This window comes from Methylophaga frappieri, assembly GCF_000260965.1.
Classification (GTDB): domain Bacteria; phylum Pseudomonadota; class Gammaproteobacteria; order Nitrosococcales; family Methylophagaceae; genus Methylophaga; species Methylophaga frappieri.
The window spans coordinates 33,495-55,540 of the sequence record NC_017856.1; the positions used below are offsets into that span (position 1 = coordinate 33,495).

At 46.9% G+C, this 22,046-nt stretch carries 18 protein-coding genes; 6 read left to right on the forward strand and 12 right to left on the reverse strand.

The genetic code is table 11. The annotated features are described in order from the left end of the window. The 5 genes from yjgA to zipA are packed head-to-tail and all read right to left on the reverse strand — an operon-like array spanning position 1 to position 4,735. A complete protein-coding gene (yjgA, locus tag Q7C_RS00175) occupies positions 1–513 on the reverse strand; it encodes a ribosome biogenesis factor YjgA (RefSeq protein WP_014702676.1) in 513 nt (170 codons plus the stop codon). Further along, positions 513–932, reverse strand: a complete 420-nt coding sequence (locus tag Q7C_RS00180) for a secondary thiamine-phosphate synthase enzyme YjbQ (protein ID WP_014702677.1) — start codon at positions 930–932, stop codon at positions 513–515. The genes yjgA and Q7C_RS00180 overlap by 1 nt, the downstream gene beginning before the upstream one ends. Beyond that, a complete protein-coding gene (locus Q7C_RS00185; protein WP_014702678.1) occupies positions 932–1,972 on the reverse strand; it encodes an anthranilate phosphoribosyltransferase in 1,041 nt (346 codons plus the stop codon). Before Q7C_RS00185 ends, Q7C_RS00180 begins: the two co-directional genes overlap by 1 nt. Next, entirely contained in the window at positions 1,969–3,984 is a 2,016-nt protein-coding gene (gene ligA / locus Q7C_RS00190) for an NAD-dependent DNA ligase LigA (protein WP_014702679.1), read from the reverse strand. Before ligA ends, Q7C_RS00185 begins: the two co-directional genes overlap by 4 nt. Further along, positions 3,971–4,735 carry a cell division protein ZipA gene (gene zipA, locus Q7C_RS00195; RefSeq protein WP_014702680.1) on the reverse strand — a complete coding sequence of 255 codons (765 nt, stop codon included), beginning with the start codon at positions 4,733–4,735 and terminating at the stop codon, positions 3,971–3,973. The genes ligA and zipA overlap by 14 nt, the downstream gene beginning before the upstream one ends. Before the next feature lie 62 nt (positions 4,736–4,797). Here zipA and queF point away from each other — a divergent pair, with 62 nt between their 5' ends. Genes queF through cysZ form a run of 3 tightly spaced genes read left to right on the forward strand, consistent with a single transcriptional unit; the run spans position 4,798 to position 7,231 of the window. Further along, positions 4,798–5,187, forward strand: a complete 390-nt coding sequence (queF, locus tag Q7C_RS00200; protein ID WP_014702681.1) for a preQ(1) synthase — start codon at positions 4,798–4,800, stop codon at positions 5,185–5,187. A gap of 3 nt (positions 5,188–5,190) precedes the next feature. After that, the gene (locus Q7C_RS00205; protein WP_014702682.1) at positions 5,191–6,486 is read left to right on the forward strand and encodes an FGGY-family carbohydrate kinase; all 1,296 of its coding nucleotides are present in this window, start codon (positions 5,191–5,193) and stop codon (positions 6,484–6,486) included. After that, positions 6,479–7,231: a sulfate transporter CysZ gene (gene cysZ / locus Q7C_RS00210; protein ID WP_014702683.1), complete on the forward strand. Its 753-nt coding sequence runs from the start codon at positions 6,479–6,481 to the stop codon at positions 7,229–7,231. The genes Q7C_RS00205 and cysZ overlap by 8 nt, the downstream gene beginning before the upstream one ends. Here cysZ and Q7C_RS13420 read toward each other — a convergent pair. The 4 genes from Q7C_RS13420 to Q7C_RS00225 form a co-directional block, all read right to left on the reverse strand. Continuing rightward, on the reverse strand, positions 7,215–7,427 hold the full coding sequence (locus Q7C_RS13420) for a (2Fe-2S)-binding protein (protein ID WP_014702684.1): 213 nt from the start codon (positions 7,425–7,427) through the stop codon (positions 7,215–7,217). The two genes, cysZ and Q7C_RS13420, sit on opposite strands and share 17 nt — an antisense overlap. Positions 7,428–7,447: 20 nt before the next feature. Further along, the gene (locus Q7C_RS00215) at positions 7,448–8,839 is read right to left on the reverse strand and encodes a hypothetical protein (RefSeq protein ID WP_014702685.1); all 1,392 of its coding nucleotides are present in this window, start codon (positions 8,837–8,839) and stop codon (positions 7,448–7,450) included. Positions 8,840–8,949: 110 nt separating this feature from the next. Then, on the reverse strand, positions 8,950–10,140 hold the full coding sequence (locus tag Q7C_RS00220) for a pyridoxal phosphate-dependent aminotransferase (RefSeq protein ID WP_041366288.1): 1,191 nt from the start codon (positions 10,138–10,140) through the stop codon (positions 8,950–8,952). Further along, complete coding sequence (locus Q7C_RS00225) at positions 10,118–10,882, reverse strand: HAD family hydrolase (protein ID WP_014702687.1); 765 nt, start codon at positions 10,880–10,882, stop codon at positions 10,118–10,120. Before Q7C_RS00225 ends, Q7C_RS00220 begins: the two co-directional genes overlap by 23 nt. A 112-nt stretch (positions 10,883–10,994) precedes the next feature. Here Q7C_RS00225 and dksA point away from each other — a divergent pair, with 112 nt between their 5' ends. Further along, a complete protein-coding gene (dksA, locus tag Q7C_RS00230) occupies positions 10,995–11,417 on the forward strand; it encodes an RNA polymerase-binding protein DksA (protein ID WP_083839431.1) in 423 nt (140 codons plus the stop codon). Between the two features lie 55 nt (positions 11,418–11,472). On the opposite strand, the gene Q7C_RS00235 is transcribed toward dksA, so the two are convergent. The 3 genes from Q7C_RS00235 to Q7C_RS00245 form a co-directional block, all read right to left on the reverse strand. Beyond that, complete coding sequence (locus tag Q7C_RS00235; protein ID WP_014702689.1) at positions 11,473–15,525, reverse strand: translocation/assembly module TamB domain-containing protein; 4,053 nt, start codon at positions 15,523–15,525, stop codon at positions 11,473–11,475. Then, entirely contained in the window at positions 15,522–17,252 is a 1,731-nt protein-coding gene (locus Q7C_RS00240; protein WP_014702690.1) for an autotransporter assembly complex protein TamA, read from the reverse strand. The genes Q7C_RS00235 and Q7C_RS00240 overlap by 4 nt, the downstream gene beginning before the upstream one ends. 98 nt (positions 17,253–17,350) lie before the next feature. Next, entirely contained in the window at positions 17,351–18,283 is a 933-nt protein-coding gene (locus tag Q7C_RS00245; RefSeq protein ID WP_014702691.1) for a helix-turn-helix domain-containing protein, read from the reverse strand. Between the two features lie 161 nt (positions 18,284–18,444). On the opposite strand from Q7C_RS00245, the gene exaC reads away from it, so the two are divergent. After that, positions 18,445–19,965 carry an acetaldehyde dehydrogenase ExaC gene (gene exaC / locus Q7C_RS00250; protein WP_014702692.1) on the forward strand — a complete coding sequence of 507 codons (1,521 nt, stop codon included), beginning with the start codon at positions 18,445–18,447 and terminating at the stop codon, positions 19,963–19,965. 106 nt (positions 19,966–20,071) lie between these two features. Beyond that, positions 20,072–22,036 (forward strand): acetate--CoA ligase, encoded by a 1,965-nt coding sequence (gene acs, locus Q7C_RS00255; protein ID WP_014702693.1) that lies wholly within the window; start codon positions 20,072–20,074, stop codon positions 22,034–22,036. Positions 22,037–22,046: the final 10 nt, after the last annotated feature.

Below are 22,046 nucleotides of genomic sequence, written 5' to 3' on the forward strand. Positions count from 1 at the left end.
CTAATCTGTTCGCAGTTGTTTTAGATATTGAAATAATAATCGAGCCGACTTGGGTGGCTGATTTTTTTCTGCTTCACGATTCGCATTACGGACGAGCTGTCGTGCATGCTGACTGTCAAACAGCGGGAATTTTGTAAAAATCTCCTGCATTACTTTGTCATCATTGGCAATTAATCTGTCTCGCCAGTTTTCTAATTGATGAAAAACGGCTGTTTCCTGCCGATGTGGTTGGCCGAGTTGTTGAATTTGCACGCGGATTGTCTCGGGGTCATTATCTGCAATAAGGCCACCAATAAAACCCGTTTGTCGTTTCAATGCCCCTTTTTGCATTTTTTGCGCATCAAGCACGGCTTCCAGCAAATCGGCATCAATATCCAGTTTTTTCAAATCACTTTCTGGCAATTGAATAAGATGTTGTCCTAATTCACGACAGGCCAGCATTTCTCGTTTGAGCTGTGATTTGCTTTTATCAGTGTCTTCTGAAAATGACGCCCAGTCATCATCATGTGCCATTATTTGTCCCCTTGAACGGTTACCACTATTCGCCGTTGGTGTGAATGGGTCCGATGCTCCCACAAATAAATGCCTTGCCAGATACCCAATGCACACTGCCCGTCACTAATGGGGATGGTTAAGTCTGGGTTAGTTAAGACAGTCCGAATGTGAGCGCTCATATCATCAGGGCCTTCGTCCTGATGCAAAAACATCGGATCCCCATCAGGCACAATATGCTGCATATAGGTTTCCATATCACGGCGTACATCCGGATCCGCATTTTCACAGATCATTAAGGAAGCACTGGTATGCTGCACAAAGATATGACAAATACCCGTTCGAATGGCTGATTGGGCAATAATATGACTAATGTCTGCCGTAATATTACGCGTACTTCTTGGCTGAGTTTGATAAGCAATTACTTTTTGAAAGGTCATTAAGTTGCCTGCTGGAAGTGTGCTGTAGCACTGCCGTCATCTAAAACTGCACGAATCTGATCAGCAGCGTGTTGTGGCGAAGCTTGTTTACCCGTTTGTAATAATGCCATCGCGCCACCGAGTATCAGCACGTCTCTCGTGACGCCGGAGTCACCCGCCAAAGCCGCCAAACCCAATTCCGCTGTTTGTTTTGCGTCAGCTTGATTCGCGTTGGCGACGACACCTCGAGTCGCTTGATTAATACCAAAATCAGCCGGGTCAATCGGCATATCATGTAAGGTGCCATCCTGCAGTAAGTAATTCATTGAGGTTTCGCGCAATGTGGGTACCACGCCGCCTTCCAGGCCACGAACGATAAACGCACTATCATAACCCGCTGCTCGGGCAAGAAAATCCAAAACGGGTGGGTAGGCCTTATGAACAAAGCCAATTAATAAATGAGTTCGACGCGCTTTTACGGGCATAAGCAGCTTTTCAAGTGTCGCCAGACTTGGCCGTTTGATGATGAGTTTGCGAAGGGTTTGTAACGCAAATAGCCCCGGTGTTAATTGTGCCTGATCGCTATAAGCCCAGCCACATTCGGGCGATTTTAGCTGCGCTGAAATTTGGCTGGCTGATAGCGAGACATGGCGTCCGGCCGCGGATAACACCTGCGCATGGGTAACGCCAAATTTAGGCCCCATTTCATACACACCTTGTGAAACGGTGGGTAAACCACAGGCAGCTAAAACGGCGGGCAAAAAAGCGGCAACAGGACAATGTCGACCAAAGCCATTAAAGGGATCAGACAAAATCATGACATCGTCCATCGACAGATTTTCCTGTGCCGTGACCGCCTGCATGGCCTGTAACATGCCCAGGTTTTCGTCATCGGTTTCACGCTTCATACGCAAGGCAATCAATAAGACGGCTGCTTGAACCGGATCGACCTCTCCAGCGAGAATAGCTTGCATTGCTGCACGGCTTTCATCCAAGGTTAAATCTTTGCTCAGATGTGGGCCGGTAGCGACTTTTTTGATTGCTTCAGCGACTGCGGTCATGACTGTATCCATTGCTGTAATTGCGCTTCATCAACGACTGCTACCCCCAGCGAGGCGGCTTTGGTCAATTTAGTTCCCGCGTCGCGTCCGGCGACAACAAAGTCGGTTTTTGCTGAAACGCTGCCCGCAACCCGGGCGCCCAAAGCCAACAATTTTTCTTTTGCTTCGCTACGAGAAAAATGCGTTAGCGTACCGGTTAACACGATGGTTTTACCGTATAGCTCTGAGTCAGCGTAATCCGGTTTTTCTTCTTCCCAAACAATGCCTTGCTCCAACAACTTATCAATAACTTCAAGATTGTGTGGCTGCTCAAAAAAGGTCACAACATGTTGGGCAACAACTGGACCAATATCTTCGATTTCAAGCAGACTCTCGATCGTTGCCACCTTTAAATTATCTAAACTGACATAGTGCAAGGCCATCGATCTCGCGGTGGCTTCACCGACTTCACGAATACCCAACGCATATAAAAACCGGGCAAAACGCGTCTGTTTTGCTGCTTGTAGCGCTTGGATTAAATTCTCAGCAGATTTATCTCCCATTCTTTCCAGCTGGCTTAGATCTGCGACGGTTAAATGAAATAAATCCGCTGGTGTTTTGACTAATTCGGCATCAACCAGTTGTTCGACCAATTTGTCACCTAAGCCTTCAATATCCATCGCTTTGCGGGAGGCGAAATGTTTTAACGCTTCTTTACGCTGCGCTGGACAACTCAAGCCGCCACTACATCGTGCTATCGCCTCGCCCGGGAGGCGTTCAACTTTTGCATCGCAAGCTGGGCAGTTTTCAGGCATAACGAAAACTGTTGTTTGTGCTGGCCGTTTGTTGGTGACAACGCCAACAATTTCCGGAATAACATCTCCTGCTCGACGAACAATGACTGTATCGCCAATCCGTACGTCTTTACGTCGGATTTCATCTTCGTTATGCAAGGTGGCATTGCTGACCGTGACCCCGCCCACAAAAACCGGTTTTAATCGCGCGACGGGCGTGATAGCGCCGGTTCTGCCAACTTGGACCTCAATTGCTTCAACCAGGGTCATTTCTTCTTGAGCGGGAAATTTATAAGCGATGGCCCAGCGCGGCGCGCGTGATACAAAACCCAAGCGTTTTTGCAAATTGAGCGAGTTCACCTTAAAAACGACGCCATCAATTTCATAAGGCAAGGCGTCGCGTTTGTCGGCTAATTTTTCAATATAGCGTTGACATGCAGACAGATCTGGCAGTAACTCGATATCGGGGCAAATCGCCCCGCCCCAGCTCTCGATCAGTTTTAAGGCCTCAAGATGGCTCTCTGGTAAGCGCATGCCGATTATTTCGCCAAGAGAATAACAATATAAGGCCAATGGACGCGTTGCGGTCACAGATGAGTCAAGTTGTCTTAATGATCCTGCTGCGGCATTTCGGGCATTAACAAAGATTTTTTTTCCTTGAGCAAGTTGTTGTTGATTTAACTTTTCAAATCCTTGTTTTGGCAGATAAATTTCACCACGAATTTCAACCACCTCAGGTATGTCAAAGCCTTGCAATGTTAATGGGACATTACGAATTGTGCGGACATTAGTGGTCACGTCTTCACCTACCATGCCATCGCCACGAGTGGCGGCTTGCGTCAATAAGCCTTTTTCGTAGCGGATACTAATCGCCAAGCCATCCAGTTTGGGCTCGGCCACATACTCGACTGACTGCTCTGTATTCAATCGGTCTTTGATACGCTGGTCAAATGCGGCTAATTCCACTGTGTCGAAGACATTATCCAGAGATAACATCGGCAAGGCATGCGTGACCTGAGTAAATTTGTCTAAAGGGGGGGCACCGACTCGTTGTGTTGGTGAGTCAGGCGTTATTAGTTCCGGGTGTTGCTGTTCTAGCTGTTTCAGTTCGGCAAACAAACGATCATATTCGGCATCACTGACCAAGGGATCATCATGCCTGTAATAACGAAAATTCAGCTCACGAATTTGCTCACGCAGCTGCGTGATACGGTGCGGTGCAGAGTCAGAGGTCATCATAGGTTCGATTTTCTTCCTGCAAGGTCAGATTCAGCTCAAAAATCTGGTTACGCAAGCGTTCTAATGTTGATTCTGTTAGCGGCTGACGCTGTTCATCACAGACAATGCCATCGAGCTGCTCTGCCATTTGAGTGGCACATTCGACCATCGCATCCAGCACCGTCAGGCCATTAGCAGGCCCAGGCAAACGTGCAAATAACAAAATGCCTGGTGTTTTCATTGAGATGAGTTCAGCCGGCAGAAAAGTGCCTGGATCGATAATGTTGGCAATACTGAACAAGCTCTGTTTCCGGCTGCCAAGCGAAAAGCGATGGTAAATCTGCATTTCACCAAAATGCATATCCTGATTATCCAAGGCATTTTTTACAGCGCGGCCGGTAAATAACCGATCTGCTGGTGCCATTACCGTTAAGGCAATTACTAAATCCCAGTCTTGTTCCGGCACTGGTGTTTCGGCCGGGATATCATCTGCCTCCGCCAATTCAGACGCGATATCTGACGCGCTATTCTCATCTAGATCAGTGAGATTAAGATTGATATGCGGCTCATTGGCGATGCTGTCAGTGTCAATTTGTGACTCTGATTCTGATAACACCGCATCAAATCGACTGTGGAATGTCTGGTTATCCGTTTCTTCATCAAGTTCACGTTGAAACGCATCAGCGAGTTTCTGATTGCGCTGATAACTCACAAAACCAACTGCTGCGCCACCTAGCAAAATAATAAGGATCAAAAGGATGATTTCAAACACTTAAATTAATCCGTCAACTCAGGGATAATGATGATTTTGTATTAACTAAATAGAGATTACCGATGTCCACGCAACCGAGCAAACAACTGGAAACTTTCGACAATGCGACCCCAGAACGGGATTATACCATTCACATTGAAACTCCGGAGTTTACTTGTCTTTGCCCAAAAACGGGTCAGCCTGATTTTGCCACCATAAAAATCGACTATGTACCTGATTTAAAATGCGTCGAATTAAAATCATTAAAATTGTATTTTTGGTCTTTTCGTGATGAAGGCGGTTTTCATGAAAAATTAACCAATCAAATTCTATCTGACCTCGTAGCAGCGCTAAATCCGCGGTTTATGCGTGTCACCGGTATTTTCAATGTCCGTGGTGGCGTGTATACCAATGTGGTTGCGGAGCATCGTCAAAAAGACTGGCTGCCACCGCAACCGGTTGTTTTGCCCTGATTGATGTCAACACCGGTTTGGCTGGGTATTGATCTGGGAACAAGTGGTTGCCGTATTTGCGTTATTGATGATGAAAACAAGCTGGTTTTTCAACGCCAACAGACATTCTCATCGCATGTTCCTTACCCGGATCCACCCCAACAGTGGCAAATCGTACTGACGTTACTGCGACAAACCAGTCAGTCTGCCGATAAGGAAAACTGGCAAATTCGTGCCATTGCCATTGCCGCAACTTCAGGTACGGTGATGCGTGGTCGGCCAGATGGTCAGCCAGACTCGCCGATGCTGCGATACGATAATGCAGTCGCAATAGATCAAGTCAATGAAATAAAAGCCATCGCCCCCAAGCACTCGGGGGCCCATGGCATAGGCAGTGGCTTAGCCAAATATCTTTACCTTAATCAACATTACTCCAGTGACAAGCCAGGTTTACTGATGCATCAGGCTGATTGGATTGCCACACAACTTGGCGGCCAAGCTGGAATTACGGATTACCATAATGCGCTCAAGTCTGGTTTTGACCCGGTGGCGCTATGCTGGCCAGACTGGCTAAGTCGCTGGATGCCTGCGACAGCTTTGCCTCGTGTTGTTGCCCCCGGCAGCATGATTGGCAGCCTATCCGATACAGTGGCGCAACACATACAGCTCAAACAAGACATTCGCCCCGCTATTGTTGCAGGCACCACCGATAGTTTGGCCGCTTTCCTCGCGACAGGTGCTAACCAATGCGGTGATGGCGTCACCTCTTTAGGCTCTACCCTGGTCGTAAAGCAGCTCTGTAACCAACCTTATTTTGAGCCTGAATCCGGCATTTACAGCCATAAAATGGGGCGATATTGGTTAGTTGGCGGCGCATCAAATTCAGGTAGTGCCGTTATCAGCCAATTTTTTACTGATCCGCAAATCAAACAGCTGAGCGAGCATATTAATCTGGCGCAACAGCCGCCATGGTACTACCCATTGCTTACTATGGGAGAACGTTTTCCCGTTGCGGATCCAGACAAGCAACCCCAATTGACACCGCGACCTGAGCAGGACAGTCTGTTTTTGCATGGCCTTTTAGCTGGTATTGCCAATATTGAAGCCATTGCTTATCAACGTTTACAACAACTGACGGCAACACCATTGCAACGTATTCGTACCGTCGGCGGCGGCGCTGCTAACGCAATCTGGAGCAAAATCCGCCAGCAAAAATTGGCGGTGCCATTTATTGCAGTGGCACACACTGAGGCGGCTTATGGCTGTGCGCTGTTAGCCAAAGAAGGGTTAAGCTCATTTGAAAGGGAGCAGGATGACTGAGTTTTTTCGCGGTGCCCGTTATGTGTTAAACGGTTTTTCACTCATTAATCAGCTTGGAGTAAGGCGATTTGCCTATATTCCCATTTTGATAAATACCCTCTTGTTCAGTGTCGCTATCTGGTTTGCTATCAGTCAATTTGATGGTTGGATGACTACGATGCTGCCAACCTGGCTGCCAGAATGGTTGGCTAACATTATGATGTGGGTTTTGTGGCCACTGTTCGCGCTATTAATTCTGATATTGGTGGTATTCACGTTTACTATTCTAGCCAATATTATCGCGGCCCCGTTCAATGGGCTATTGGCCGAGGCGGTCGAAAAAAAACTGACTAATCAGGCACCCCCATCGCAAACAATGACGCAATTGATTGCCGATGCGCCACGTATGATCTGGAATGAAATTCGCAAGCTGGGCTACCTGTTGAAGTGGATGATTCCGCTACTGATTTTTTCGTGGATTCCGGGCTTGAACCTGATCGCCCCACTGCTATGGTTGGGCTTTTCCAGTTGGACTCTGGCCCTGGATTACCATGACTATCCCCTCGGGAATCATGCGATGGGCTTTCCAGCACAGCGCGCTTTACTGCGCCGTAAACGCGGACTGGCTTTAGGCTTTGGCATGGCCACATTGGGGGCGACCATGATCCCGGTAGTGAATTTTTTAGTTATTTCTGCAGCAACGGCAGGGGCAACTCAGCTTTATGTTGAAAAATTAAAAACCCTACCGGCTAAACCTGCCGGTTAAGGTTTTCAATGGCCTCGTCGAGCAATATTTCGATATCCCACTCACAAGATCCGCAACCAGAAATACAACCTGTTTTCCGGGAAATCGTATCGGTATCGACTATTCCTTGCGCTACCAAACTCAGAATTTTTCCACGTGTCGTGCCACTGCAATCACAAAGGATTTCGTCACTGTCTGCGTTATTTTGACTCATCATAAAAGCTAGAAAATGCGTAATTAGCCGGGATACCCGAATAACTTTTGCGCTTTGATCTTCTCTGCAACAATATCGGGAACCAGTGCTTCCCAGCCCGATTGATTGGTCATGATCATATTCAGCACATCGGGTGAAAAAATATGCAGATAGTCTTCATTGGAAGCCTCAATTTGCTCAATAACACCACATTGCTTGAGATAATCAAACAAGTGTTTTTGTTTGATGCTGACATTCAGGTTATCAATCTTGTACAACGTGTCTGTTTCGGCATCTTTATACGGATAAATATAGAGTTTGACGTTGTTCTTGAATAACCGACCAAAGCCTTCCAGAATACCGCCATTAAGTGCCGCGTAATATTTTTGATTAAATAATTCAACCAGACTGTGCGCGCCCATGATAAGCCCAATACGTCTGTCAGTGTATCGCGATAAATAGGTCGCCAGACGATGATATTCCGGATAATCTGAAATCATCACGGTCTGCCCGGTTTCTCGGAGCACATCGGCGCGGCTAATAAAGTCTTCAAGATCGATTTGATCATCTTTGCTGGTCAGGTTGTGCATGGTAATTTCCATGATGGAAATAGTTTCACCAGCGGCTTCCTGATCTTCTGCTTCAAACCGTTTTCTCGCAGCATTGAGCATATCAATATTGACATGGGTTACGGGGCGAAAACGGCCGCGTTCCACCAGAACATTCTTTTTTCTGAGATGTTCTGACGGTTGTAGTACCTTGCCATCGGCCGAGAACATCGCGGCATCACTCAAACCAAGTTGAACCAGACGCAAACTGATCACCCGGTTATCGACATGAATAAAGGCATCCCCTTTCAATTCGACCATATCCACCTCAATACGGTCCGTTGATAAGTTGTCGAGCAATGATTTCACCAGACAGTCCGGGCTGTGGCTGAGGTGAAATGCCCCATAGATGAGATTGACACCAATGATACCCAAGGCTTCCTGTTGCAGCGCGTTTTCATTATCGAGCATGCGGACATGGATGATAATTTCACTCGGCGCGGCCTGTGGCGTTGTTTGAAAACGAATACCTAACCAGCCATGACACTCATTGGTGCCATGATAGTTACGCGCTGAGACCGTATCAGCAAAGGCAAAGAAAGCGGTTCGGTCGCCACGCTGTTCGCTCAACCGTTCCAGATTCAGGTCGTACTCCAATGCCAGCATGGCCTCTAACCGTTCACGACAAACGTAGCGAGGTGCTTTACCATAGATGTCATCACTGACTTTCATATCGTAGGCAGAAATACTTTTTGCAATGGTGCCTGCGGCGCCGCCAACACGAAAAAACCATCGAACAACCTCTTGTCCCGCGCCAATTTCAGCAAACGAACCATAGCGCACATCATCAAGATTGACTTCAAGTGCCTTGGCACTGGTTGTTAACATTTTATTCTCCATGGGGGTCCTTTTCATTTAGAGGCGTGTGTAATTGCATCAGTAAACGTTGGATGTTGTAGCAACGTACTGGTTTTTCAATAGCAGGATGACGTTTTCTATCAAGCTGGTTTGCCTAACACCTTGGATAAGCGTTCAATCGCTTGTGTCAGATACCGTTCGGAAGTGGTATAAGCAAACCGAACATGATTTTGTTGCTGATGTTGACCAAAATCGTACCCAGGCGTTACGGCAACCCCTGCCGAGTCAAGAAACAGTCGACACAGTGACTGGCTGTCAGGACAGGTTGAGGTAAGTAACTCTCGGCAGTCAGCATACAAATAAAAAGCCCCTTTTGGTGTTACCGGAAAATGAAAGCCCAGTTCACGTAATGCAGGTAACAACCAGTTTCGGCGTTGTTCAAACTGGGCTCTGCGTTGTTCCAGAATCTCCATTGTTTCATCAGTAAATGCCGCCAGTGCAGCATGCTGAGAAATGGTGGGCGCGGCCAAAAACAGGTTTTGTGCGAGCCTATCCATGACTGGTTCCATATCCGCAGGGACAACTGCCCAGCCAAGTCGCCAGCCAGTCATGCCAAAAAACTTGGAAAAACTGTTAATGACAATTGCATCATTATCAACGGCCAACACGGTTGGCAGCCGAATTCCATCATAAGTTAAACCATGATAAATCTCATCCACGACAAGCATGCCAGCACGTGCTCTGACTGCTGTCACAAGATTTTTAAGATCCGTTTCTAATAAAACGGTTCCGGTTGGATTTGCCGGTGACGCAACTAATGCCACTTGGGTTTCACTGTCCCAATAGTCCGCAATATGCCTTGCGGTTAATTGAAAATTGGTTTTTGCATCAACTGGTACGGGCTTGGCTTTGCTCGACAAAAAAGTCGCAAAATGCCGATTACAAGGGTAACCGGGGTCAGTCATCAGCACTTTCTTGTTCTGATCTAATAAGGCGCCCAATACTAATAACAGAGCGCCGGACGCGCCAGGGGTGACGACAATTCGATTAGCAGAGATAGATAATCCGTAGTACGTCTGGTACCACCCCGAGATGGCTTCTCGCAGTGCAGGCAAGCCAAGCGCTGGAGTGTAGAATGTTTGCTGATTCTGCAAGGCACGCATTCCCGCCTCAATAATAGGCTGCGGTGTCGAAAAATCGGGTTCGCCAATTTCCATGTGCATAACAGTTTTACCTTGCGCCTCCATGGCTTTGCTTCGGGCGAGAATATCCATCACATGAAATGATTCGATGTTGGCGGCTCGGCGACTAACCGGCGATGGCTTTGCCATGTAGCTCCTTTAGGGTATCCAAAGAAATAATGGGCGCTGAAATCGGTGTTCCCGATACGGCCTGGCAGGGTAACGCTGGCTCTCCAAAGTGATCAATGACACTCAGTGCACCAGCATACGCGGCATCCTGTGTTGTCTCATTTATCAAGGCAATCACGGGCAGTTTGATCGATAAAGCGTTTGGTAACCGGCTTATTGAGTCAGAAATCAGTAAGCCGTCTTGAGGCGTTAATTCTAGACGGCCAAGACAGCGCTGGTAAACATTCGTGGCAATATCTGCGTTATCAAGCTCTTCGCAATGCACCATCTTGTTGGTTGTCTCACGGCCCAGCAGTTGTTGGATCAACAGGTTTATTTCACTCCGTGTTCGTTCTGTGACAAAGATAACCGGCAACGCTGACTGCGCCATACCTTGCAAAAAACGTATCAGCCCCGGTCGGCTGGGTAAAGCGCCTTGTTTAACCAAGGAAGCATAATGCGCCAGCTTATCAGCATACAACCGGTCGACAATGGCGTCTGGGACGCCTTCAGCTGCACATTGAAGGTGAAAATTATTCAGATAATAAGCCAGCCGTTGTCGTTCGTCTTTTATCGACAGCAAATTCTGATAAAGTGCTTTGTCCCAGAACCATTCGAGACCATTGTCGTAAAATGCGCGATTAAAGGCCAGACGATGACTTTCATGCTTCACTTCCTCAAGCACCCCGTCTATATCTAAAATCACGGCATTTAAAGTGTTCATTTACTGTTTTTCCTAGCCAGTTTTAGGCTAAAATAGATCGATTGTTTTGCACAACCCTGAGCCATCTGCTATAGATGCGCCCTTGTTTTTAGAAAGTATGAGGTTTTTAGAGATGGATGCAAGTCAGAGCGACGTTAACTTCTCACCCTACCAGCCAAAGGATGGCGAAGCGTACATGAGCGCTGAAATGTCGAGCCATTTCCGGTCAATTCTTGAAAAATGGCGGACTCAGCTTAAAGAAGAAGTTGACCGCACCGTTCATCACATGCAGGACGAAGCGGCTAATTTTCCGGATCCCAATGATCGGGCTACACAAGAAGAAGAGTTCACGCTTGAACTTCGAACGCGGGATCGTGAACGTAAACTAATTAAGAAAATTGAAGAATCATTAATTGATTTAGACAAAGGCGATTATGGTTTTTGTGAATCTTGCGGTACTGAAATTGGTATTCGTCGTCTTGAAGCAAGACCAACCGCAACCCTTTGTATTGACTGTAAGACATTGGATGAAATTCGCGAGAAAAATCGCGTTTAATTTTTAAGCATAACCTCATACCTAAAAAAGCCCCACTTTGCTGGGGCTTTTTTATTTATCGTTCAAAAATATAGAGTAAGTCAACGCCACTTTCGGTACCAGACTCTGCTTGCAACGTCCATATTTTACTTAACTCATAACGCATCTGAACCGTACTCACTGGCTCCAGCACGCCAATGCCATACCCCACATATAAGCGTGGTGACAGATATTTACCAATCTGAACGGCAGCAGTTTCTGGGCTTTCACCACTAAACGAAACGGTATCCAGACCAAATGTGCCGGCAATCTGATCACTCAAGGCATTGCCATTTTGAATACCTAAACTGGTTGCTGCAGAAGCCAACATTGCTCCATCACCTGATGTGGCTTGTTCAAGTGGTCTGCCAATTAAAATATAGGACAGCACATCATCTTGAGACATCGACGGTGAGGAAAATAAAGTTGCTTGTGGATTACTCACCGGGCCAGTCAAATGAATACCTGCGGTGACATCAGTCATCTTGCGTACGGCTTTGACATCAAGGTCCGGGTTATCTATTGCCCCACCAGAAAACCGGATCTGACCATTATCAACCGTTAATTCCTTGCCATAAGCAATGTAACTACCATTATCTAGCGTAATCTGGCCGTCGGCCAGCAACAAACCGCCGGCTTGCCCTGATATCTGCAAATCGCCGTACAAATCGCCCCGAAATCCTGCCGCACGAATACTTACCGCATCACCGAGAACCAATCTGATATCAACATCGGTTTCTAAAGGTGTTGACTCTACTGGTGGCGCATTAACAATCACGACGTCTTTACTCGGCGTCACCGCTGAGTTGAATTCCATGGGTGCCAGCTCGGCTTCAGGTAAAGTCAATGTGCCGGCAATTTTAGCGTGGTCAGCACGCATTGACAGGCTTAAGTCAGGCGAGGCAACAATGTAGGCCTCTGGCATATCCATCAACAGTATTTGTTCGCCCTGAATGGTGCTTTCCAATGTCCAACCACTGTCAGGCATTTCAAACGCGCCAGCCAATTCGAATTGTCCTTCACCAGATTGCCCTTGAGCTAACAACGATAAACCTTGCACTGGGTTACCCGTGATATCAGCGTTTAAGGCTTGTAACTGAATGCCCAGCGCACTCAACGCGACTTGTCCGTCTCTTAAAGTAATCGCTGCATCAATTTCGGGCTGCCTGAGGGTGCCGGCAATATCACTATCAATTTTCAGCTTGCCTTGCAGATCATCGACAGCAGGATGGTCAAGCTGAAATGCGGATAAATCCGGAATTTCAGTAACGAGTTGCGCAACGATTGGACTGTTCATCGGGCTCGCCAGCAAAGCTTTAACTGGTGGCGCTTGCAGGCGTGCGGTTAAAGGCGAGACCCCGCCAATATCGACTGCCAATGTTAAACCAGCACGTGTCTGACTATTATCCGCTTCATAGTTGAGATTCAACGTTTCAATGCCGATTGGCTGCGGTTGGGTCAGGCCCTCACCTACCAGCTGGAATTGTCCATTTTGCAAGTCAATCTGCCCATTGCCGGTCACCGTATTGTCGGGCGTGGCAGACAGAGACAATTGCCCATTTAATTGACCATCAAGTTGAAGATAGTCTTGATAAAAAATCTGAAAAAGATTAACGGGTAGCGACTCAAGCGCCAGCTGAGCCTGCCAGCCATTATCACGCTGGTTTTCACCCTGCAAACAGATTTCTGCATTATTACTGGTCAGACACATTGGTGCAACGCGTTGTGTTGTCTCCGAAATCTGTAATGGCGCTGGCTGGGTTAATTGCCAATTTTCGTAAGACTCTGACCTGAGCGTTAAGGCATTCAGCTGACCTTGCCACGCATTTTTTTCTGACAACGCGCCTTGAAGTAAGAAATCGAGCGATGCTTCATTGGCAATGATTTCGGCTTGTAATTGATGTTGTTGCCGTGTGCCGTCAAGGTCTAACGTAACGTTTTCCAGCTGATTACCGTTGACAGTTAAGTTTTTTGCGGTCAACGCTAATTGACTGTTTTGTTGGCCATTAATATCAACGTTTGCTTGCGCACTTAGTTGTTCAAGACGAAGTTTATCGGCATAGCGAATTTCAGCGCCTGATAACTGCGCCTCAAGACGCAACGTTGCAAGTGTGCCTGAGACCTGCCCTTCACCATTTAACTGCCCGGATGCTTCCGGTAAAAAGTCTTGCAAATCCGTTGCTTGTATATTCCAGGTGGCTGCGGCATCAGGTAAGAGACGACCGTCTACCGTCAACGACGATTGCCCCGTGTTTAAAAGCAGATCTGAAACACTAACCCGATCGTTGAGCATTTCTGCCTGTCCTTTAAGCTGAAATGGCCTCTCTCGAAGCACACCGTCTACGGCTAAATCATTAACTTGAACATAAACTTGTTTGTCAGCGGTTTGCTCAGCCTGAATTTGAGTGTGACCACTAATTCGGCCTGGAAAGCTGGCTGCATAAAGACTCGGATCAAAGTCTTTCAAGTTAACCACGCCGGTCGCGCTAATATTGTCTACCCAACCAATATTACCGTCGTAAGAAAGCGCCCCACCCGGTATGCCTAAGTTCAAACTTATCTCTGCTTGCTGCAACTCGGGACTATTGGCTCGGAGTGCAATCGTAACGGGCGTTTTATCAATTTCAGTATCCGCATTTAACACACTTGATAGGTGTGTGGTATCACCTTGAGCTTGAAGCGATCCTTGCACAAGCTTTATTTGCTGCCCTGCAGTTAATTTTTGTGGCAAAAACAAATCTTGCCAATCCGCATCGATCGCAAATTGAAGCTTATCTTGCCAGCTAACTTGGCCTTTCGAACGAAATTCACCATTACCATAGTTAACCTTCAATAGCTCAATAGTGGCATCGGATAATGAGCCTGTGATATCGCTATTAATTTTTAATGGCTCATCATATAAAGTGGCTGTCGTGTTAAGTTTAACGTGATAAACCTCCGTATTGCCTGTCAATACAATCTGACCATTCGAGTCACTAATTGAAGGCACTTTTTCTGTCTCTAACGGCCACTGAAGTGACTGCCAACGTCCAGTCAGAGCAAATTCTGGTGTTGGAAGCTGCTCGTTTGTCTTGATATTGCCACTTAGATTTATCTTACCTTTAGATGGAAAGGTAAGTTGGCTATCAATGAGCCAGTTCTTTAAATTATCACTATTTATATTGGCGTGAACCAAAATGAGCGGTAATTGCTCATGAATTCCTGTAACGTCTGACTCAATTTTTAATTCTGCACGAGTAGATGTCCCCTCGCCTCTTACCCTGAAGTGCTCGAATTTCCCAGACTGTTCAGGCAATAATTTACCTATATTCCACGCTTCACCCTCAACAAACAATCGCCATTCTGGTTGATGTAATAAATGACTTAATGTCAGGATTTGTTCGGAAGCGAATGGCTCACCGAGTTGTTGGCGGATAGTTATTTCTTCAATGTCACCGTTAATGGTGGCGGTAAGGCTTAACGGACCATAATCTTCATGGATGACCTGTAGTTCGTAATTGAGGTTTAAGGGATACGGCTTTGTTAATAAAACGTCACCAACCAGGGTGAAAGCACCTTCTGGTCGCGTTAAGTTTAATGCGGATACACTCAGTCTGTTTTGATTAATTCTTAAGCTCGTATCTAAGCGATCAAAAATAAGTTGTGCATCCGATCCGGTTTGGTGTTGTACAAACAGCTTATTAATTCTTAATGAGCGCAGATAGATACTAAAAGGTAACGTCAGCTCAAAGAGCTCAGAATCTGACGGTGGCGCTGATGTTGACGTCTCCTGTAGCAGGACATCTACTTCATCAATATGCAGTTGCGTTATGTTCAGGCGACCCAATAAAAATAATGAAGCCTGCCAACGTGCGTTTAGACGCTTAACTTTTATTTGTGTCCCGTTTTCGGGCTGATAGGCGAAGTCCTCAAGCGTGAATCGAGAAATAAGTCTCCCGTTTGCAGCGCCTATACTCAGATCCGGAATCATTTTTTCCGCTGATTGCACCACAAATTGCAAGCCTGACTGCGTCGTGACTAACCATCCTGAAATGGCAATCATGATTAACAATAAAATCGACAGGCTGCCAGCAATATGACGTCGTCTCATAAGTCAGGCCCGATTACGATATGAAAGCCAAAAGGTTTGTCGTCATCAGAAATGCCCTGTGCAATATCAACCCGAATCAGCCCAACCGGTGAGCGCCAGCGAACACCAACGCCAACGCTGTATTCGATTGGATCAGACCACTCATTAAATGCATTACCAAAGTCTGTGAAAACAGCAGCGCCCCAATCGTTCCAGAACATATTTTCGTATTCTACGCTGCCTACCGCTAAATAGCGCCCTCCGATCACTTCATCCAAGTCATCCCGTGGCCCTAATTCCTGATAACCAAACCCTCGAATACTATTGTCGCCACCGGCAAAGAAACGCAAGGAACTGGGTAATTGGGAAAAGTCACTGACCGTTGTTGCACCAACTTGTGCCCGGGTAATCAAACGGCTGTTTTCAGTCAGGCCGGTTATATATTTTCCTCTGAGTACAAGCTGCATAAAACTGATATCAGAAAGCAACGATTCAGAAGCCCCGCTAAGAGACACGCTGAGCTGCCCTCCCTGACGAGTATAGAGTGAATTATCAGCCCAAGTCCTAGCAAGCGATATACCGGGGATCAACAACAAAGCCGACTCTGACTCATCCGATATATCAAAGTCTTCTTGTAACAGCTTGAGGCTGCCCGTTTCGTCCCAGCCCCAGCGTTGCCGCTGATAATACGTGCCGAGTGTATAGCTCCGACTCTCGCTGGTATCCGTTTCCTGCTGTAAATATTCGGTATTAATCCCTACCTGATTAATGGTTTCGCTCCAAAAAGGCATCTGATAATCAGCGGTAATGCGATTCGCTATTTGAGACAACTTGAGATCAGTAGATAAACGATGACCGCGGTCGTTAACATAACGATTTTGCCAACCCAGCCCAGTTCGAATGCCGGTATCTGTGCCATAGCCGATACCGGCACTGTAACGATGTTTTTTGTCCGGCTCGACCGTAATCTCTATCGGAACACGGCCATTTTGGCGCTGTTCTATCAATGCTCTGGCATGGCTACTGTTAAAATAACCGCTATTATTCAAGTTGTTACGTAAAGCCAGTAACTGTTCGCCACGGTAAGCATCGCCAGACGCAAATGGCGTTAATCGTCGCAGGAGATCCGTCGACACAACTGTTTTAGGATAATGAATTTCGCCGAACTGATATCGGTCACCTGATTTGTATTTTAAACAAATACTTGCCGTATTTTTTTCAGTATTAACTTCAACTTTATTGCACTGTAATTCCCCATCAAAGAAGCCGCGTTCAGCGGCAACTCGTAATAACGACTTCTTGGCGGATTCGTATTGACCATGTCGAAACCGTTTATTTAGCTTTAATGGAAAATCCGCCAGTAATTTCTGAAAGGCAACATCCTGCTCACCCGCGCCGATAACAGCAAGATCAAGTTGTGTGATTGTCACCGGATCGCCTGGTGTAATTTGATAACTTGCCTGCCATTGGCCAGTTGCTGGTGCCTGCACCAGACTGGCAGCAATCTCTGGATTGTAATAGCCATAGTAGCGAAGGGTTTGTTGGATCTCTGCCTGGGCTTGTTGATGTAACCGTTGTAATCGCCGCTCGGTCAACCGCTGACTGTCTCGCTGCTGAAAAATACTCAAACCATTTTGCAGGCTTTTTTTGATCGTATCGTTAACACCTTGAATTTCAACAGATATTGGAAAACCAGCATCCTCAGCATGTAGACTGAAAGTGATGAGAAAAAACGAGAAAAAAACCAAAAACGCATGTCACTCCAAAGTTAATCAACTGGCAGCAGTGAATAACTGCCTCAGCATTCAGTATGACAGGAAGCGTTGGTAGATGTTGCTGAGATTGGTCAGGAATTCTGCCCGGTAATGACTTTTTGTTTACGGTAAGCAGTGGGTGAGCATCCATAGAATGCACTGAAACGACGGCTAAAATGGCTCAAATCATTGAAGCCGGAACTATAACAAGCATCGGTGACACTCTTGCCATTTGAAATGGCTGCGGCGGCTGACTTCATGCGCATTTGTTGCTGAAATTCACCGGGAGTACAGCCTAATTGTTTTTTAAATTCGACGTATAACCGGCTACGACTCATGCAGGCTTTACGACATAACTCATCAATATCCATCGCCTGACTGAGATCTTGTTGCAGATAACCGATAACGGCAGTGATACCGCTGGCATCGGGATGCTTATGGCAATAGCTGAGTAACACTTCGCGCCCCTGTTCCCGGAGGAGTCGGGTGACCAGCTCAGAGATGCCCAAATCCACCATGATTTCTTTATCTGGCTCTCCTTGCACAAACAACGCCACTAACCGCTCCAGTAAATGTTGCGTTGCTTGTGTATGGTGCGTATGAATAATTCGCGGCTGGTAAGCCCAGTCATGCTCCGGATCAGCCAATGTGCCAAAAGTCCGCATTTTTTCAGCGATAGACTCGATTCTTTCACGCGAAATTTCGATAGTCAGACAGGTGGTGGGCATTAACTCACTGGCGTCGGGAAAGTCTATTTCGACATATTCACCAGGTGGCATGACGTAGGATTCATGGGGCAGAAACCACTCACCTTCACGGTGGTACGTATCATGCATCAGTTTTTTGCCACTAACCATCCCGCAATAAAGTAATTGCTCGGCATCAAGCCCAACACCGACCGCATCCCGATAAGTATCATAAATACTTAGCTCGGTTTCAGGGCCGGCAAACGTCAACTTGTTTTCAACCAATAAGGTCCGGCTATCGCGTCGTTGGCCGATAAATGGCACTTTATCGCTAGACATAGAATGTTTCTATCGCCATTAAGAGGTTATCGATTCTGCGTTGTTGCTGGACTCTAAGTCAAGTAATTGAGAATATTATTCAAGCGCATATTTCATCTTGCCATTTATGCTGATAGAGATAACAACAAGCACCCTCATAAAACACTATAGAGAGAAATATTATGATTTATGCAAAACCTGGAACAGACAACGCGGTCGTCACTTTCAAACACCGCTACGAAAACTTTATTGGTGGTGACTGGGTTGCACCGGTCAAAGGCCAGTATTTTGAAAACATTACACCGGTAACCGGTGAAGTTATCTGTGAAATACCTCAGTCCAGTGCAGAAGATGTTGAGTTAGCGCTAGATGCTGCGCACAAGGCCAAAGATGGCTGGGGACGCACTTCCGTCGCTGATCGCAGCCGAATTTTATTACAAATTGCCGATCGCATCGAAGCAAATCTTGAAATGCTGGCGGTTGCCGAGACATGGGATAACGGTAAAGCGGTTCGAGAAACACTCAATGCTGATATTCCCTTGGCAGCGGACCATTTTCGCTACTTTGCTGGCTGCATTCGTGCTCAGGAAGGGACGATGGGTGAAATTGATGACAGTACCGTCGCCTATCACTTTCATGAGCCGTTAGGGGTTGTTGGTCAGATCATACCTTGGAACTTTCCGATACTCATGGCTGCGTGGAAGTTAGCACCGGCCCTCGCAGCTGGTAACTGCATCGTCTTGAAACCAGCAGAGCAGACGCCGGTTTCAATTTTAAAAGTCATGGAAGTCATCGCAGACATACTACCGCCGGGTGTTTTGAATATCGTTAATGGATTTGGCCGTGAAGCCGGCCAGGCACTGGCAACCAGCACGCGAATTGCCAAAATTGCCTTTACTGGTTCAACGCCGGTAGGTTCGATGATCATGAAATACGCCGCAGACAACATTATCCCCTCCACGGTTGAGTTGGGCGGTAAGTCGCCAAATGTCTTTTTCGAAGATATTATGCAGCAGGAAGAAGATTACATAAGCAAGTGTGCCGAAGGTATGACACTGGCTTTCTTTAATCAAGGTGAGGTTTGCACCTGCCCTTCTCGTGCGGTTATCCAAGAGAGCATCTATGATGACTTTATTGCGGTAGTGATGAAACGTGCACAGCAAATCAAGCGGGGTAATCCACTTGATACAGAAACCCAAGTGGGGGCACAAGCCTCACAGGAGCAGTTTGAAAAAATCCTGAGCTATGTCGATATTGGCAAAAACGAGGGCGCACAGTTATTGATGGGAGGAGGAATTCAACAGGTTGGCGCCGAATTCGACAAAGGTTTTTATATCGAGCCAACGCTGATGAAAGGCCATAATAAAATGCGCATTTTCCAAGAAGAAATTTTCGGTCCGGTTGTGTCTGTGACGACGTTTAAAACCGAAGCCGAAGCACTGGAGATTGCCAATGATACTGAGTTTGGACTTGGTGCTGGTGTTTGGACGCGTGATATGAATCTGGCTTATCGTATGGGGCGTGGTATTCAGGCTGGCCGAGTCTGGACAAATTGCTACCATGCCTATCCTGCCCATGCGGCATTTGGTGGCTACAAAAAATCTGGTGTTGGCCGTGAAACGCATAAAATGGTACTTGAGCATTATCAGCAAACAAAAAATCTGCTGGTCAGTTACAGCACCAGCCCTCTTGGTTTTTTCTGATAAACCAGTAAGCTGAATACGTCTGCCAGTTTAATGGCAGACGTGTCTTTTTGCTCAGCACAGCCCACAGGGACTGTCCCGCTTAATCATCGATAAGGTAATACTGATGGCTCAGGACAATATAGAATCCACCTTACTTGAAAACCGTCGCTTTCCACCAAGTGATGCATTCACCCGCTCTACGCGTATGCAAGCGCAGACACTGGATCAACTTTATGATAAGGCCGCTGCCGATCATGAAGGTTTCTGGGGAGATATGGCCAGACAGGAAATTGATTGGTTCAAGCCGTTTGATCAAGTGCTCGACAGTGACAATGCGCCATTTTATCGCTGGTTCGAAAATGGCGAATTAAATGTTTCTTACAATTGTCTTGATCGTCAGCTTGAAACCAATGCCGATAAAACCGCTATTATTTTCGAGGGTGAGCCTGGCGATGTTGAACACATCAGCTATCGTGAGCTATATCAAAAGGTCTGCATTTTTGCCAATGCGTTAAAAAATCAAGGTGTCAGCAAAGGTGATCGCGTCATTATCTATATGCCCATGATTACTGAGGCAGTGGTGGCCATGCAGGCTTGTGCACGCATTGGTGCGATTCATTCAGTGGTTTTTGGTGGATTTTCTGCTTCTGCTTTGAAAGATCGTATTGAAGATACCTCAGCAAAAATGGTCATTACTGCTGATGGCGGTCATCGTGGCGGTAAAATCATTACATTGAAAGAGACCGCTGATCAGGCTCTTGCTGAAGGCTGTGACAGCGTTGAGACCGTTATTGTGTTTCGGCGTTGCGGCAACGATATTACGATGCAAGCGGATCGGGACATCTGGTGGCATGATGCTGAAAAGAATCAGCCAGAACACTGCCCTGCCCAAGCAATGCAGGCTTCTGATCCCTTGTTCCTTTTATATACATCAGGTTCTACGGGCAAGCCAAAAGGCATACAGCACGCCTCAGCAGGCTACCTGCTTAATGCAATTACAACGATGCGCTGGGTGTTTGATATTCAGTCAGCCGACGTATTTTGGTGTACTGCCGATGTCGGCTGGATAACCGGCCATACCTATGTTGCTTATGGGCCATTGGCTACCGGCTCAACGATGGTTATCTATGAAGGTGTCCCGACGGTTCCGGATGCTGGTCGATTCTGGGATGTTTGCGCACGTCATGGTGTCACGATTTTTTATACTGCGCCGACCGCTATTCGGGCTTTAATGAAAGCGGGGGATGCAATTCCGAAAAGTTATGATTTGTCCCGGTTACGCTTGCTGGGCACTGTCGGTGAACCCATCAATCCGGAGGCCTGGATGTGGTATCACGAAGTCATTGGGCAATCGCGTTGCCCTATCGTCGATACTTGGTGGCAAACGGAAACGGGCGCGCACATGATAGCACCTGTACCCGGTGTCACCGTCACCAAGCCCGGCTCATGCACTAAAGCACTGCCTGGGATTGATGCCGCTGTTGTCAACGAAAATGGCGAAGAAATTACCCAGGCAAATCAAGGCGGATTTTTAGTTATTCGTAAACCGTGGCCATCCATGATTCAAACGATCTGGGGAGATGATCAACGTTATAAAGATACCTACTGGCCCTATTTTGACGGCAAATATTATCTGGCTGGTGACAGCGCCCGCCGTGATGAAGACGGTTATTTTTGGATAATGGGGCGTATTGATGATGTGCTTAATGTCTCAGGTCATCGATTAGGCACAATGGAAATCGAGTCTGCGCTGGTTGCGCATCAATCGGTCGCCGAGGCAGCGGTTGTCGGCAAACCGCACGATATAAAAGGTGAGTCGGTATTTGCCTACGTCGTGTTAAAAGGTAATCGCCCTGATGGTGGCGTTGATGAAGCGATGACAGCAGAACTACGTGCTTGGGTAGCCGATCAGATTGGGCCTATCGCTAAACCGGACGATATTCGTTATGCCGATAATCTGCCAAAAACTCGCTCCGGCAAAATTATGCGTCGCCTGTTGCGCACCATTGCCAAAGGCGAACAGATCACGCAGGATACTTCGACATTGGAGAATGAATCCATCTTGTTGCAGTTACAGGGAAAAGCTTAGCCGATAAAGG

What these genes read in the sequence shown, in the direction of transcription:
- yjgA (WP_014702676.1), bottom strand. Translation starts at nt 513, where the DNA reads ATGGCACATGATGATGACTGGGCGTCATTTTCAGAAGACACTGATAAA.
- Q7C_RS00180 (WP_014702677.1), bottom strand. Translation starts at nt 932, where the DNA reads ATGACCTTTCAAAAAGTAATTGCTTATCAAACTCAGCCAAGAAGTACG.
- Q7C_RS00185 (WP_014702678.1), bottom strand. Translation starts at nt 1,972, where the DNA reads ATGACCGCAGTCGCTGAAGCAATCAAAAAAGTCGCTACCGGCCCACAT.
- ligA (WP_014702679.1), bottom strand. Translation starts at nt 3,984, where the DNA reads ATGATGACCTCTGACTCTGCACCGCACCGTATCACGCAGCTGCGTGAG.
- queF (WP_014702681.1), top strand. Translation starts at nt 4,798, where the DNA reads ATGTCCACGCAACCGAGCAAACAACTGGAAACTTTCGACAATGCGACC.
- Q7C_RS00205 (WP_014702682.1), top strand. Translation starts at nt 5,191, where the DNA reads ATGTCAACACCGGTTTGGCTGGGTATTGATCTGGGAACAAGTGGTTGC.
- cysZ (WP_014702683.1), top strand. Translation starts at nt 6,479, where the DNA reads ATGACTGAGTTTTTTCGCGGTGCCCGTTATGTGTTAAACGGTTTTTCA.
- Q7C_RS13420 (WP_014702684.1), bottom strand. Translation starts at nt 7,427, where the DNA reads ATGATGAGTCAAAATAACGCAGACAGTGACGAAATCCTTTGTGATTGC.
- Q7C_RS00215 (WP_014702685.1), bottom strand. Translation starts at nt 8,839, where the DNA reads ATGTTAACAACCAGTGCCAAGGCACTTGAAGTCAATCTTGATGATGTG.
- Q7C_RS00220 (WP_041366288.1), bottom strand. Translation starts at nt 10,140, where the DNA reads ATGGCAAAGCCATCGCCGGTTAGTCGCCGAGCCGCCAACATCGAATCA.
- Q7C_RS00225 (WP_014702687.1), bottom strand. Translation starts at nt 10,882, where the DNA reads ATGAACACTTTAAATGCCGTGATTTTAGATATAGACGGGGTGCTTGAG.
- dksA (WP_083839431.1), top strand. Translation starts at nt 10,995, where the DNA reads ATGGATGCAAGTCAGAGCGACGTTAACTTCTCACCCTACCAGCCAAAG.
- Q7C_RS00235 (WP_014702689.1), bottom strand. Translation starts at nt 15,525, where the DNA reads ATGAGACGACGTCATATTGCTGGCAGCCTGTCGATTTTATTGTTAATC.
- Q7C_RS00245 (WP_014702691.1), bottom strand. Translation starts at nt 18,283, where the DNA reads ATGTCTAGCGATAAAGTGCCATTTATCGGCCAACGACGCGATAGCCGG.
- exaC (WP_014702692.1), top strand. Translation starts at nt 18,445, where the DNA reads ATGATTTATGCAAAACCTGGAACAGACAACGCGGTCGTCACTTTCAAA.
- acs (WP_014702693.1), top strand. Translation starts at nt 20,072, where the DNA reads ATGGCTCAGGACAATATAGAATCCACCTTACTTGAAAACCGTCGCTTT.